This window comes from Pseudomonas sp. 5Ae-yellow (assembly GCF_014077575.1).
Lineage (GTDB): Bacteria > Pseudomonadota > Gammaproteobacteria > Pseudomonadales > Pseudomonadaceae > Halopseudomonas > Halopseudomonas neustonica.
In genome coordinates this window covers 37445-50815 of the sequence record NZ_JACGWE010000005.1, presented here as the reverse complement: position 1 = coordinate 50815, position 13371 = coordinate 37445, and the positions used below count along the sequence as shown (strand labels likewise).

The window sequence follows — 13371 nt, the reverse complement described above, 5'->3', positions numbered from 1 at the left end:
CTGCGCGCCGATCTGGAGATCATTCAGCAATGGATCAAGCCCGGCAGCCACGTACTGGATTTGGGTTGCGGTGAAGGTGAGCTATTACGCCACCTGCGTGACCACAAGCAGGTGCAGGGCTATGGCCTGGAAATCGATCCGGAGAAGATCAAGACCTGCATCCAGCATGGCGTCAATGTACTGGAGCAGAACCTCGACAAAGAACTGAACAACTTTGAAGACGACAGCTTCGATACCGTGGTCATGACGCAATCCCTGCAAGCCATGCACTACCCGGATCGGGTACTCGAAGACATGCTGCGTATCGGTCACGAGGGCATTCTCACCTTCCCTAACTTTGCCCACTGGCGCTGCCGCTGGCATCTGGGTACCAAGGGTCGCATGCCGGTGTCCGAGTTCATGCCCTACACTTGGTATAACACACCCAATATCCACTTCTGCACCTTCAAGGATTTTGAGCAATTGTGCCGCGAGCGCAATATCAAGGTGCTGGATCGTCTGGTGGTAGACCAAACGCATCAGCGCAGCTGGTTGAGCGGCTTGTGGCCCAACCTGATGGGCGAAGTAGCCATCTATCGCATCAGCCGCTGAACCAAAGAACACTAATTTTCGAGGAGACCTTCATGCTACGCACATTCGCCATGTTCGCCTTGCTGCTGCTCGCACCCTGGGCCAGCGCGGGCCCCGAACCCACCCGTTTTGGTGACCTGATCGTCTATCACAATGTCTTTAACAGCAGCTTTCTGCAGCCGGATATCGCAGCCAAGGCTGGCCTGCAACGCGGCCCCAGCAAGGGCGTCATCAATATTGCTGTGCAACGCCAGAATAACGGTAGCCCAGAAGCGGTGGACGCCATCCTCAAAGGCGAAGTACGCAGCCTGATCGGCCAACCTGTCGAGCTCGATTTCAAGCGCATCAAGGAGGGCGACGCCATCTACTTCGTCGCCAACTACAGCGCCGCACAACGCGGCATACTGCTGTTCAAGATCGACATTCAGGCCGCGCCCGGCGCCATGGTGCACAGCCTCAGCTTCCAGCAGGAGTTTTTCCCCGATGACCAGTAACACCCTGCCATTCGATACCCTGGTGCTGGCCAGCAGCAACAAGGGCAAGTTGGCTGAACTGCAGGCCATGCTGGGTGATCAGGTCAAGATACTGCCGCAGAGCGACTTCATCGACGAAGACGTTGAAGAAACAGGCCTGACCTTCGTTGAGAATGCACTGCTCAAGGCCCGCCATGCAGCGCGCGCTTCGGGTCTGCCAGCGCTGGCCGACGATTCCGGTCTGGCGGTCGACGCACTCGGCGGCGCGCCCGGCATCTACTCCGCGCGCTACGCCGGCGGTGAGGGCGATACCGCCAATAACGCCAAGCTGCTACAGGCACTGGAAGACGTACCCACCGAAGCACGCGGGGCGCAGTTCATCTGTGCGCTGGCACTGTTACGCCACGCCGACGACCCTATGCCGATCATCTGCGAAGGTATCTGGGAAGGCCGCATTCTGAATGAGGCGCGCGGCGCCCACGGCTTCGGTTACGACCCGCTGTTCTGGGTACCCGAGCGCAAATGCTCCAGCGCCGAGCTCAGCCCCGCCGACAAGAATCAACTCAGCCACCGCGCCCGCGCCATGGCGCACCTGCGGCAGCGGTTGGGGCTGCTTTGAAGCAGCTGGAAGCTGAAAGCGGGAAGCGGGAAGCAGAGGCCCACTCGGACCGAGTCAAGCTTCAAGCTTCAGGCTTCAAGCTGCCGCCCTTGGCGGCCTATGTTCACATCCCCTGGTGCGTAAAGAAGTGCCCGTATTGCGACTTCAATTCGCATACGAGTCAGACGGCGTTGCCGGAAGACGCTTATATCGACGCCATGATCGCCGACCTGGAGCAAGACCTGCCGCTGGCAGCCGGGCGCGAGCTGACGTCGATCTTCTTCGGTGGTGGCACGCCTAGCCTGTTTTCGGCGGCCAGCCTTGATCGGTTTTTGCAGGCGCTAAACGCACGTCTACCCTTTGCTGCCGACATCGAGATCACGCTGGAGGCCAACCCCGGCACCTTTGAGCAGGCCAAATTCTCTGATTATCGCGCGGCCGGGATCAATCGTCTGTCGATCGGCATCCAGAGCTTCAATGCCGGCCACCTCAAGGCGCTAGGGCGCATCCACGACGACCGTGAAGCCTTGAGTGCGGTCGATATGGCGCGCCGGGCAGGCTTCGATAACCTGAACCTCGACCTCATGCACGGCCTACCCAACCAGAGCCACGAGCAGGCCATCGCCGACATTGACCAGGCCATGGCGCTGGCACCGGAGCATCTGTCCTGGTACCAACTGACGCTGGAGCCCAACACCGTGTTTTACTCCAAGCCGCCCACGCTGCCGGAAGAAGACATTCTTTGGTCGATCCAGGAAGCCGGACAGCAACGCATGGCAGCTGGCGGCTACGCCCAGTACGAAGTATCCGCTTACGCGCAGCCCGGTAGGCAGGCCAGACACAACCTGAACTACTGGCAGTACGGCGATTTTCTCGGCATAGGTGCAGGCGCTCACGGCAAGATTACTCATAGTGATGGCGCGATTGAGCGTCACTGGAAGACCCGTCTGCCCAAGGACTACCTGGCCGCCGGCAAAGACGTGCGTGCCGGGCGCAAAACTTTGGCAGCTGATGAGCTACCTTTTGATTTTCTGATGAATGCTCTGCGCCTGGTTGATGGTGTACCTGCGAGCTACTACTCGGCACGCACCGGGCAATCGCTGACCGATATTGAGCCGCTACTGCAACAGGCTGCTGCCAAGGGACTGCTCGAGCCGTGGGCACATCAGCTGCGCCCGACCGAGCGCGGCAAACTCTTCCTCAATGACCTGCTGGAGCTGTTTCTCTAACGCAATCTTTAATGGTAAAAGGCGCTCAGACTGGCGCCGCCTATCGTATCCCAACAGGCCAATGCGGTAACATCTGCGTCATCAATAGCTCTTGCCGCATGAACGTGCAGTCAGCAGAATTGTCTCAATCGACACTAATACCTGCCCTGGAGGCCCAATGAATCCGTTCAGCTTTGCCACCACCGCCCAGATTCTCTGCGAATCCGGCTCCGCCGCCCGCCTCGGCGAGCTGTGCCGCGAGCGTGACGCCCAGCGTGTACTGATAGTCACCGATCCCGGGATTACCAAAATCGGCTTGCTCGATAGCATCCTGCCCGCCATGGCCAAGGCACAGGTGAGTGTTGAAGTCTTCGATCAGGTTGAGGCCGATCCGCCGGAGCACGTGGTGCTGGAAGCGGTCGCTCAAGCCAGGAACATGCAGGCCGAGCTGATCATTGGTTTTGGTGGTGGCAGCTCAATGGACGTCGCCAAGCTGGTCGCGCTGCTGGCGCATCCAGAGTGCAAACAGCAAATGGCAGACATCTATGGGGTCGGCAATGCTCGCGGCCAACGTCTGCCGCTGTTTCAGGTACCGACCACCGCCGGTACCGGCTCGGAGGTGACGCAGATTGCCATCATCACCACGGGCGCCACTAGCAAGATGGGCGTGGTCTCGCCGATCCTGCTACCCGATCTGGCGCTGCTCGATGCCGACCTGACCCTGGGCTTACCAGCCCATGTCACTGCGGCTACCGGTATTGATGCCATGGTGCATGCCATCGAGGCCTATACCAGTAAACTGAAGAAAAACCCGCTGTCTGACATGCTCGCGCGCGAAGCACTGCGGCTACTGGCTGCCAACCTGGATCACGTCGTCCAGGACGGACAGAATCGTGAGGCGCGTCAGGCCATGCTGCTCGGCGCCCTGCTCGCCGGGCAAGCCTTCGCTAACGCACCCGTCGCTGCGGTGCACGCGTTGGCCTATCCCCTCGGCGGCCACTTTCATATCCCCCACGGGCTGTCCAACGCCTTGGTATTGCCGACGGTTATCGAGTTCAACGCCTCCGCGGCAGCGCCACTGTATGCCGAGCTCGCCCCCTTGATTGTCGGACCAAGCCTGCGTCCCGGCGACAACGACAGCCTGACCGCGCAATTGGTCAGCGCGCTATCCGATCTGAGCCCGCGCTGCGGCCTGCCTAGCCGCCTGAGGGACGCCGGCGTGCCCGAAGACAAGCTGGAAATGCTGGCCAAGGACGCGATGCTGCAGCAGCGTCTACTGGTCAACAATCCGCGTGACGTCAGCGAGGCCGACGCGTTGGCCATCTATAAACTGGCCTATTGATCCACCCGACAAGAGACCCAGCATGAGCACAAGCAAGCCAACCCGTCAGGATTATCATTACCTGCACCCGATCACCACCCGCTGGCACGACAACGATATCTACGGCCACGTAAACAACGTGACCTACTACAGCTACTTTGACAGTGCGGTGAACAGCTGGCTGATCGCTGAGGGCGGTCTGGATATCCATGAGGGCGATCAGGTCGCCTTTGTCGTTAGCTCCAACTGCGACTACTTCGCACCCATCGCCTTCCCGGATGCGATTGAAATTGGCGTAAAAGTAGCGCGTCTGGGCAGTAGCTCAGCGCATTACGAGCTCGCCGTATTCAAGCAGGGCCGCGAAGAAGCCTGTGCAGCGGGACGTTTCGTACACGTGTTTGTTGATCGTCTGAGCAACACCGCCTTCCCGATTCCCAACCAGTGCCGCGCGGCGCTGGAACGGCTGATGGATCCGATCTGATGCGAGCGATCGCGCTGCTCAGGCTGGCCTTGCTGCCGACGCTCGTCGTTTGCAGCACGCAACTGCATGCAGAGCCCGCTCTGCATGCACAAACCCAGCAGTTCGACGTAGCTGGCAGCACCACAGACGCCATTCGTGCCAGCCTCAATCGTAATCGCCAGCACAGCAGCAGCCAGGTGCAATGGCACTTCAACTGGCAATCAACACCCGGACAGTGCCGTATCACCGATGTCAGTACCGAGGTAACGGTTACGGCGCATACGCCGCACCTGCAGCCTGATCCGCAGCGTCCAAACGCGGTTCAGCAACAATGGGACGGCTATCTGCTTGCACTGCAAGCACATCAGGAAAAACATATTGAGTTGGCGCTGGAGCATGCCAGACAGATTGAGCAAAGCATTGCTACGCTGCCGCCAATGGGCAGCTGCGATCAGCTCCAGCAAGCGGCCAATGCTACCGGTCAGCGCCTGCTCAATGTATTGAGTGAAGCCAATCGGGAATACGACAAGCGCACCCAGCAGGGCGCGCTTGAAGGGGCGAGCTTTCCCTGAAAGCGCCTGCCAGGCGCACTTCACTTCAAGCCAGCCCGGCTTGCCTCAAGCCATACCGCCAGGCGTAAACAACTCGATCCAGTAACCGTCTGGGTCGCGGATAAAGGCAATGTTGTGCATCTTGCCGTCCTGCGGCCGTTTTACAAAAGAGACGCCCAAGGATTCAAAACGCTCACAGGCTGAGGTCAGATCTGGCACAGCAAAACCAATATGACCAAACCCCTTGGGCTCGTCATTACCATTGTGATAGCTGAAATCGGCATCGTCCTCGGTGCCCCAGTTGTGCGTCAGCTCGAGCATCGCCGGACGGCCAAAGGTCTGCATCGTGCGTTCCTTTGAATCGGTCGACCAATCGCCCAGGGCGTGGCTGTCGATGGCAGCCAGAAAATAAAGACTGAACTTCATTTCCGGGAAATCCAGCTTCTTGACCAACGTCATACCCATGACACGGGTATAGAAATCCAGCGTCTTTTCCGGCGACTTGATACGCAGCATGGTCTGGTTGAAGACGAAGCCTTCGGTGGCTGGATCGCGGTTTTCGCAGAGGCCATCGGCCTGTTCAAAATGGCGACTCATTGCATTACTCCCGAGCGGGTTAAAAGCCCAGAATAACACTGATAGGGCCGCGCCAGCAGCAGCGCAGCCCTATCTATCTGCGAGCGCTCAGGAGAAGGGGCGGTCCTGCCACCAGGGGTAGAAGCTCGGACGATCCTGACTTGGGCGCAGGGTGAACTTGGCGGGACGTTTTTCCAGGAAGGATTGCACGCCCTCCTGCGCATCCACCGACTCGCCCATAAAGGCAATCGCCCGTGAGTCGATTTTATGTGCTTCCATCGGATGGTCGGCACCCAGCATGCGCCACATAAGCTGACGGTTGAGCAGGGTCGACATCGGCGAGGTGTTATCCGCGATTTCGCGAGCCAGCTCACGCGCTGCTGGCAGCAGTTCATCCGGCTCGTGCAGGCTGCGCACCAAGCCGCCTTTCAATGCTTCTTCAGCGCCAAATACCCGGCCGGTATAGACCCACTCGGCGGCCTGCTGCGGGCCGACCAAACGCGGCAGGAACCAGCTGGAACAGGCTTCCATGGTGATACCGCGACGAGCAAAAACAAAACCGAAACGCGCCTTGGTGGATGCCATGCGAATGTCCATCGGCAAACTCATGGTGGCGCCAACGCCAACGGCTGCGCCGTTAAAAGCGCCAATAACCGGCTTGGTGGATTCGTAGATACGCAGTGAAACGGTGCCGCCGCCATCACGCAACTCGTCGCCTTCCGGCTCGCTCTGACGCTTGTGGCGGTTGAAGGTATCGCCGCCCTTCTCCAGATCAGCCCCAGCACAGAACGCCTTGCCGGCCCCGGTCATGATGATCACGCGCACCGCATCATCGGCATCGGCAGCATCGAACGCCGCAATCAGCTCGCGGCGCATTGCGCCGTTGAAGGCGTTCATACGATCAGGTCGGTTCAGCGTCAAGGTGAGGATGCCATCCTCAACCTGATAATCCAGTGTTTCGTAAGACATGTGGGCGCTCTCTATTTGGTCAATAGCGCCCAGTGTAGAACCCGCCAGTCACAGTAACCAGCTGAGTTACCGTGGCGTATGTGGGGGTATTGGTGGGGTGGATGGAAGCGTAATTATCCAGTATGCGTCAAGTAACATACGTGCATGCACTACCGAAAAATAAACGCCCCCCCCGCCCTTTAGTTAAGACTTACGCGCATGCGCCTTTGTAGCAGCTTAATTTCCCCGGACACCTCGATAGGTGGAAAATGCATTTATCAAAGAGCCTCGCATGTCTGACCAACGTAGAAAACCCGACGACAGCTTCACGTGAAGCTGGTCAAGGACCAGGGCCTGAGTGTTTAGCAGGTCTATCATGATCTTAATATCGGCGACACGGCTGTTAGGCGCTGGTTACAGCAGTATGACTGCCGAGCAGTTGGAGTAATCCGGAATAGGTAAACCGTTCACGCCTGAGCAGCAGCGCATTCGACAGCTGGAAAAAGAAAATCGCCAACTCAAAGTGGACAACGAGCTATTAAAAAAGCTACCGCCTTGCTTGAAAATGGAGCGAGTCTGGCGTCGCGATTATGCCAACCACGCAGAGGCGGTACGCGACATTACTGAATGCGTCGTTGGATTTTACAACAACGAACAACCGCACTCGAAACTGTGGGGGGCCGCCTATGAGCGTGAGATGGAGTTGAAATCACCTATCGCGGTGTCCGGAAATAGTTAACCACTGCAGGGCAAGCCCCCGCTTATCTGGTTGCCCCATTCGGCGTAGCTGCTACTTCCCTGTTTCCGGTGCCGGCCGCTTCCCCTAAAGCCCCCGACCTAGCTGCCCAACCATTTCGCGAATAACGATCGCATTGATGCTTCTTAGCAGGCGAACTTCCCCTGCAAAGGTTGCTTTCAACTCAGGCCGGGCATGCCCAAGCTGGGCGTTTTCTGCCAGCACCTCTTCCAGCAACTGCGGTGCGGCGGAGCTCAGTGCTTCAACCATCTTGCGCACGGCATTCTTTGCCGTGGCGGGCTTGATACCCATGGTTTGACCGGCCTGGATCAGCAGGTCGGCATCTATCTGCGGCAACTTCTGGCGATCCAGGATTGGCCAGGCCAGCTCGGCCCCTTCGGGCCAACGGTCCTTGTCGCAGGCTTTGGTGCCGTACACGGCGGTACATAGCAGGTCGTAGAAGGGAGCCAAATGCATGCCTTTGGCCGTTAGCAAAAAACTGATGTTTTTCAGGTGCGCATCTTCGTTGCCCATCAGCACGTTGAACACCAGCCACTCGAACAGGCGCAACCTCGCCAGCGCAGCTGGTTTGCAACGGCTCGCCAGATCAGCCACGCGCTCAATGTTGCCCGCGCTGTATTTGAACTCGCGTGACAGCCCATCCATCTGACAGGCGTCGATGCAGTGCAGGCGCGCACATCCATCCGGGGTCAAAGTCCGGTCAAAGCGCTCGATTAGAAAGACGGGCTCGAGCGCATAGAGACGTTCGACCTTCGGCACCGGCAGACCGACCCGCGCGGCCAGGGTCATTACAAACCATTCGTTAATTACCGAATGCCGCCAATCCGCGCCGGGGTGATTCGGCTTGAGAATATGCGTTGAAGGTTCGTTGCCAAGGGGCTCAAGCAATTCACCCTCTCGCCAGATCACCGCCATCTTATGCTGCGCGCCAGCAAGCGACATGCGCTTGGCTGCCCGCTGGGCCAGCGGCACCTCGGGCATGGATTGAATACGCTGAGACAGGGTGACCGTAGACAGCGGCTGGGTGCTACCCGGTTGCGGCAGCTCACCCGGCGGCAACAGGGTAATAGAGCCGGCTGACTCGGCGCCAAAGTGCTGCAGCAAGGCAAAGGCGTCGGCAATGGTTACCCCTGCGGCATCGGCAATTAATGTGCGCTGGCCCTCCTCCGGCAAAAGGTTGTCGAAATACCACTGTACCGGGCGATGGCTGGCGCCATCACGGTGTTCCTCAGCCTGCAACGGCAGCATGGGGCAAAGCGGATAGGCCGCAGGGTCGGCCAGCCACTGCGCACTGTAAACGAAAGCCCAAAGCCCTTTATTCTCCCGGAGGGTGCCAATGCGGACCTGGTTGATCCAGGCGTCGAGGGATCGCCCCATCAATCAGCCTCACTGTCGGCAACGCGGGGGCGAGGCCGCACTGTGCGAGCTCGCTTCGCCTTGGCCACCTCCAGAATCGCGTTTACCTCCTCAGCAAACGGCTCCGGCACCTCAACCGAGAGGGACAGCCCCAGCTCCTGCATGACCTGGAACAACTTGCCCCACTGCACGGTTTCGCCCCCCCTTTCGACCTTGCCCAGGAAGTTCTCGGATACGCCAATGCTACCCGCAGCATCATCCTGGCGCAGCTGCATGGCCTTGCGGCTTGCCCTCACAAGCGGCCCGATCTGCTCTGGGGAGCTGATGTCGAATTTCATTGTGTTCCTCGTTCTAGATGATCTAGAGCTGAATTAAATCCTCGCGATCATGCGGAATAGTGCGACTACACTACCAAAATAGCAGAAAACCTCATGATCGGGAGGATAATTACAAATTACACCGAAGGAACACATGGATCCTCGCGATCGCGAGGATTATCTTGCAGAATTTTTCTTTCATTCAGAATCCACACGAACGTGTGGATAGAGCGCTGCTTGATGGATCGCCGCCCTGGATATAAGCCCATAGCCACGCTGGCAAACCCCATGAAAAGTATCCGCTGCTTACAGTCGACCCCCGGGGAGCGGGCAGAGCATCATGCGGATATCGGCGCTATCAGAGAGAACGGCGCGCGGATCCGCGCCGTATCGCGTTAATCAGTCTACCCGCTCAAACTTGAGATCCCAGACACCATGCCCGAGCCGCTCGCCACGGCGTTCAAACTTGGTGACAGGACGTTCTTCCGGACGCGGAACGTAGGTGCCATCCGCGGCCTGATTACGGTACCCCGGCGCTGCACTCATGATCTCCAGCATTTGCTCGGCATAATGCTCCCAGTCGGTCGCCATATGCAGCACGCCACCCGGCTTGAGTTTGGTACGCACTAGTTCGGCAAAGCTGAGCTGCACAATACGGCGCTTGTTGTGCTTCTTTTTATGCCAGGGGTCGGGAAAGAACAGCAGCAGACGGTCAAGACTGGCGTCCGGAATACTTTGATTCAGCACTTCAATGGCATCGCAGTCGAATACCCGCACATTGCTGGTCTCGCTATTGACCAGGCCGTTCAGAAGCGAGCCTACACCGGGGCGATGCACTTCAATACCGATAAAATCCTGCTCGGGTGCTACCTGCGCCATCTCCAGCAGCGATTGACCCATACCAAAACCAATTTCCAGCGTGCGCGGTGCCTGCCGCCCAAATACGGCGTCCAGATCCAACAAGCCCTGGTCCAGGGTCAGGCCAAACTTCGGCCAGCCATGATCAATACCGCGCTGCTGCCCCTCGGTCATGCGCCCAGCGCGCATGACAAAACTGCGGATAGCGCGGCGCTTTGGCGAGGTCGATTCGGTATCGGCGTTTTCAGGTAACTCAGGGGTATCGGACATGGGAGGCTCGTGATTATTTTCTAAAAGTCACCGCCAACGGCGATGACCCTTCATGGCATCGGGAGATCAGCGGATAGTGCCATCCAGCGGTGAGGATGCTGTGGCATACAGCTTGCGCGGCATACGGCCAGCCAGGTAGGCGCCACGGCCAGCCAATACCGCGTGGTGCATGGCCTGAGCCATAAGCACCGGCTGGTCGGCGTGAGCAATGGCACTGTTCATCAGCACACCGGCGCAGCCCAGCTCCATGGCGATGGTCGCGTCAGACGCGGTACCCACGCCCGCATCAACCAGCACAGGCACCGTCGCCTCCTCCAGAATAATGCGCAGGTTCCAGGGATTGCAGATGCCCATGCCGGAGCCAATCAGACCCGCCAGCGGCATGACAGCCACACAACCCATAGCAGAAAGCTCACGCGCGATAATCGGGTCATCGCTGGTGTAGACCATGACGTCAAACCCATCTTTAACCAGAACTTCGGCGGCTTTCAGCGTTTCTACTACGTTGGGGAACAGGGTTTTCTGGTCAGCCAGTACTTCCAGTTTGACCAGTTTGTGACCATCCAACAGCTCGCGCGCCAAACGGCAGGTACGCACAGCGTCTTCTGCGGTAAAACAGCCGGCGGTATTGGGCAAAATGGTATAACGATCCGGCGGCACAACGTCGAGCAAGTTGGGCTCATCCGGATTCTGGCCAATATTGGTTCGGCGGATAGCCACCGTCACGATCTCGGCGCCGGACGCTTCAATGGCACGGCCTGTTTCGGCCATATCCTTGTATTTGCCGGTCCCTACCAGCAAACGGGAACGGTAACGGACGCCGGCAATTTCCAACGCATCTTGGCTCAAATCGGTCATCAGGTTCTCCAGAAAGGGCTTAGCCGCCGCCGATGGCGTGAACAATCTCTACCCGGTCGCCGTCGCTTAACAGCGTCTCGGCGTGCTGACTGCGCGGCACAATATCGAGGTTCAGCTCAATCGCCAGGCGCTTGCCAGTCAGGCCAGTCAGTTCGATCAGCTCAGCCAGACTGATGACCCGATCAAGGGAATAGGCTTCGCCATTGAGATAGATCTGCATAAGCGGCTCGGTTATATCCGGGTGTAGAAAGTAAGTGGGCACGTGCCTGGCGCTCATGGCGACAGCAAGGGCGCTATGATACCGCGCTTTGCCGCCAGCTGACCACGCCATAGCGCCTTAGAGACTGCGCCATATCCCCGCAGCAAAACAGCCCCAGGCTATCAGCCAGGTCAGTCCGCCCATGGGGGTCACCATGCCCAGTTTGCTTATACCGGTCAGCGCCAGCAGATAGAGGCTGCCGGAAAACAGCAGTATACCGAGCGCAAAAAGGACGCCTGTCGCCTTGAACAACCCCGACTCGGGAAAGCGCAACAGCAATAGCGCCACACCAATCAGCGCCATGGTATGCCACAGCTGATAGTGCACCCCGGTTTGAAACGCATTGAGCAAATTGTCCGCCAACTTGTTACGCAAACCATGTGCGGCGAAGGCCCCCAAAGCAACACCGCTGAAACCAGTGAACGACGCGAACAACAGCAGCCATTTGGCCATGATATATTCCCTTTCCTGTTTATATTTCGAACACAGACTTATTCGACTTCACATGATCAAGAAGATACTACGCAAGACCGCCAAGTGGTTGCTTATACTCGCGTTCCTGAGCCTGCTGCCGATCATCATCTTTCGCTGGGCCCCCGCGCCCGGCTCAATGCTGATGGTAGAGCGCTGGTACGCGGCAAAACAAAGCGGACAACCACTGACGATTCAGTATCAGTGGCGCCCATATGAGCAAATTCCTGACAATATGAAAATGGCGGTCATCGCATCTGAAGATCAGCGCTTTGCCAAACACTGCGGCTTTGACCTTCGAGGAATTCGCGAGGCCATACAACACAATATGCAGGGCGGGACCCTGCGCGGTGGTAGTACCATAAGCCAGCAAGTCGCCAAGAACCTTTTTCTTTGGTCGGACCGCAGCTATCTAAGAAAGGGCGTGGAGGTGTGGTTCACCCTGTGGATAGAGATACTCTGGCCCAAGCAGCGCATTCTGGAAATGTACCTGAATATTGCTGAATGGGATCGCGGCGTATTCGGCGTAGATGCCGCTGCGCGCACTCACTTCAACATTGGCGCTAGCTATCTGTCGGACCGTCAGGCCAGCCAGTTGGCTGCCGTATTGCCGAGTCCGCTGAACTGGGACCCGGTAAATCCACCCCAGTATGCGCAACGCCGGGCGATATGGATACAGCAGCAAATGCGGCAGCTAGGCGGCAGAGAGTATCTGGACAAAGTGGAAGCGAGAAGCGACTGGCTAGCCTGGTTTCGACTGCGCTACTGACCCTGATACCTGAATAACAGATTACCGCCACCCAGTCCCGGCACCTACTGGCCGCTTAGATCATCACGCAAACCAAACATGATCGAATAGGCTTTTTCCTCGCCCACAGCTACCACTGCGCCTATCTTCGGATAAACCCAAGCCTCTTCACCTTCACTCACCGGCAGGCGCAGATCCGGGTTACCCATGGTGCTTTGCACATCACTTAACGCCAAGGGCTCAGAAGGTATCAGGCTTAATCGCAGCACCGGCTGATCTTTCAGCGCATCGGCCACCGACGAGTTGATCGGCTGATCCGGCAACTCAGGCTCCCAGGCCTGAGCCTGCACCAGACTGTCACGCTGCTGCGGTGTCAATTTCAGCACTGCCTGCACCCGCCAGCTGACATCATCACTTTCCAGCGTATAGCGGCTGACCAATAGCGGCTTACCTTCAGAGCTGATCATCCACAGAGTACCGTGACCCAGGGCATCGCTTGCATCACCCAGAGTCAGCTGTTGGCGCTGTAACGGCCCCCACAGGCTGTCTTCATAGGCCGTGCGCCACTGCATGGGCTCACCCTGCTGCGGCTTTGATAGCCAAAAACCAAAGGCAAAGAAAGCCAATATAATCACGCTCAACAAGGTGGCCAGTCGAGCGCCCTGACGACGAGTCATGCACAACTCCTTTTATTGTTTTGAATTAGGTTTTCTACAAACAAAAAAGGGTATCCACGCAGGATACCCTTTCAGTAGTCACAACCGGAGGCGGT

At 58.0% G+C, this 13371-nt stretch carries 17 protein-coding genes and 1 pseudogene; 9 read left to right on the top strand and 9 right to left on the bottom strand.

All coding sequences use genetic code 11. The annotated features are described in order from the left end of the window. The 7 genes from metW (at window position 1) to H4J77_RS04890 (ending at window position 5202) form a co-directional block, all read left to right on the top strand. Window positions 1–591: a methionine biosynthesis protein MetW gene (metW, locus tag H4J77_RS04920; protein WP_123888270.1), complete on the top strand. Its 591-nt coding sequence runs from the start codon at window positions 1–3 to the stop codon at window positions 589–591. A 32-nt stretch (window positions 592–623) separates the two neighbouring features. Further along, window positions 624–1064 carry a DUF4426 domain-containing protein gene (locus H4J77_RS04915; RefSeq protein ID WP_123888202.1) on the top strand — a complete coding sequence of 147 codons (441 nt, stop codon included), beginning with the start codon at window positions 624–626 and terminating at the stop codon, window positions 1062–1064. Beyond that, window positions 1054–1662: an RdgB/HAM1 family non-canonical purine NTP pyrophosphatase gene (gene rdgB, locus H4J77_RS04910; RefSeq protein ID WP_182247291.1), complete on the top strand. Its 609-nt coding sequence runs from the start codon at window positions 1054–1056 to the stop codon at window positions 1660–1662. The genes H4J77_RS04915 and rdgB overlap by 11 nt, the downstream gene beginning before the upstream one ends. Before the next feature lie 80 nt (window positions 1663–1742). Then, window positions 1743–2870: a radical SAM family heme chaperone HemW gene (gene hemW, locus H4J77_RS04905; RefSeq protein WP_404940753.1), complete on the top strand. Its 1128-nt coding sequence runs from the start codon at window positions 1743–1745 to the stop codon at window positions 2868–2870. A gap of 157 nt (window positions 2871–3027) precedes the next feature. Beyond that, window positions 3028–4191 (top strand): iron-containing alcohol dehydrogenase, encoded by a 1164-nt coding sequence (locus tag H4J77_RS04900; protein ID WP_123888199.1) that lies wholly within the window; start codon window positions 3028–3030, stop codon window positions 4189–4191. A gap of 22 nt (window positions 4192–4213) precedes the next feature. Beyond that, complete coding sequence (locus H4J77_RS04895; protein ID WP_182247287.1) at window positions 4214–4651, top strand: thioesterase family protein; 438 nt, start codon at window positions 4214–4216, stop codon at window positions 4649–4651. Beyond that, a complete protein-coding gene (locus H4J77_RS04890; protein ID WP_123888197.1) occupies window positions 4651–5202 on the top strand; it encodes a DUF922 domain-containing protein in 552 nt (183 codons plus the stop codon). The genes H4J77_RS04895 and H4J77_RS04890 overlap by 1 nt, the downstream gene beginning before the upstream one ends. A gap of 45 nt (window positions 5203–5247) precedes the next feature. Here H4J77_RS04890 and gloA read toward each other — a convergent pair whose 3' ends face one another. Together gloA and H4J77_RS04880 are read right to left on the bottom strand one after the other, a co-directional pair. Continuing rightward, window positions 5248–5778: a lactoylglutathione lyase gene (gloA, locus tag H4J77_RS04885; protein WP_123888196.1), complete on the bottom strand. Its 531-nt coding sequence runs from the start codon at window positions 5776–5778 to the stop codon at window positions 5248–5250. 87 nt (window positions 5779–5865) lie between these two features. Continuing rightward, the gene (locus H4J77_RS04880; RefSeq protein ID WP_123888195.1) at window positions 5866–6726 is read right to left on the bottom strand and encodes a crotonase/enoyl-CoA hydratase family protein; all 861 of its coding nucleotides are present in this window, start codon (window positions 6724–6726) and stop codon (window positions 5866–5868) included. Window positions 6727–7035: 309 nt separating this feature from the next. On the opposite strand from H4J77_RS04880, the pseudogene H4J77_RS19920 reads away from it, so the two are divergent. Then, window positions 7036–7252 (top strand): annotated as a pseudogene (locus H4J77_RS19920) (transposase); the annotation flags it as partial. 276 nt (window positions 7253–7528) lie between these two features. On the opposite strand, the gene H4J77_RS04875 reads toward H4J77_RS19920, so the two are convergent. The 6 genes from H4J77_RS04875 to H4J77_RS04850 all read right to left on the bottom strand — a co-directional run bounded on the left by H4J77_RS04875 (window position 7529) and on the right by H4J77_RS04850 (window position 11833). Beyond that, window positions 7529–8839 carry a HipA domain-containing protein gene (locus H4J77_RS04875; protein WP_123888194.1) on the bottom strand — a complete coding sequence of 437 codons (1311 nt, stop codon included), beginning with the start codon at window positions 8837–8839 and terminating at the stop codon, window positions 7529–7531. Continuing rightward, window positions 8839–9156, bottom strand: coding sequence for a helix-turn-helix domain-containing protein (locus H4J77_RS04870; RefSeq protein ID WP_123888193.1), 318 nt, complete (start codon window positions 9154–9156; stop codon window positions 8839–8841). Before H4J77_RS04870 ends, H4J77_RS04875 begins: the two co-directional genes overlap by 1 nt. A gap of 378 nt (window positions 9157–9534) precedes the next feature. Then, window positions 9535–10263 carry a tRNA (guanosine(46)-N7)-methyltransferase TrmB gene (gene trmB / locus H4J77_RS04865; protein ID WP_123888192.1) on the bottom strand — a complete coding sequence of 243 codons (729 nt, stop codon included), beginning with the start codon at window positions 10261–10263 and terminating at the stop codon, window positions 9535–9537. 66 nt (window positions 10264–10329) lie between these two features. Continuing rightward, entirely contained in the window at window positions 10330–11121 is a 792-nt protein-coding gene (locus H4J77_RS04860; RefSeq protein WP_123888191.1) for a thiazole synthase, read from the bottom strand. 19 nt (window positions 11122–11140) lie between these two features. Further along, complete coding sequence (thiS, locus tag H4J77_RS04855) at window positions 11141–11341, bottom strand: sulfur carrier protein ThiS (RefSeq protein ID WP_123888269.1); 201 nt, start codon at window positions 11339–11341, stop codon at window positions 11141–11143. A gap of 117 nt (window positions 11342–11458) precedes the next feature. Continuing rightward, window positions 11459–11833, bottom strand: a complete 375-nt coding sequence (locus tag H4J77_RS04850; RefSeq protein ID WP_123888190.1) for a DUF423 domain-containing protein — start codon at window positions 11831–11833, stop codon at window positions 11459–11461. A 52-nt stretch (window positions 11834–11885) separates the two neighbouring features. Between H4J77_RS04850 and mtgA the strand changes: the two genes are divergently transcribed. Continuing rightward, the gene (mtgA, locus tag H4J77_RS04845) at window positions 11886–12620 is read left to right on the top strand and encodes a monofunctional biosynthetic peptidoglycan transglycosylase (RefSeq protein WP_123888189.1); all 735 of its coding nucleotides are present in this window, start codon (window positions 11886–11888) and stop codon (window positions 12618–12620) included. 44 nt (window positions 12621–12664) lie between these two features. Here the strand turns inward: mtgA and H4J77_RS04840 are convergent, their stop codons facing one another. Then, a complete protein-coding gene (locus H4J77_RS04840) occupies window positions 12665–13276 on the bottom strand; it encodes a hypothetical protein (protein ID WP_182247285.1) in 612 nt (203 codons plus the stop codon). Window positions 13277–13371 lie beyond the last annotated feature (95 nt).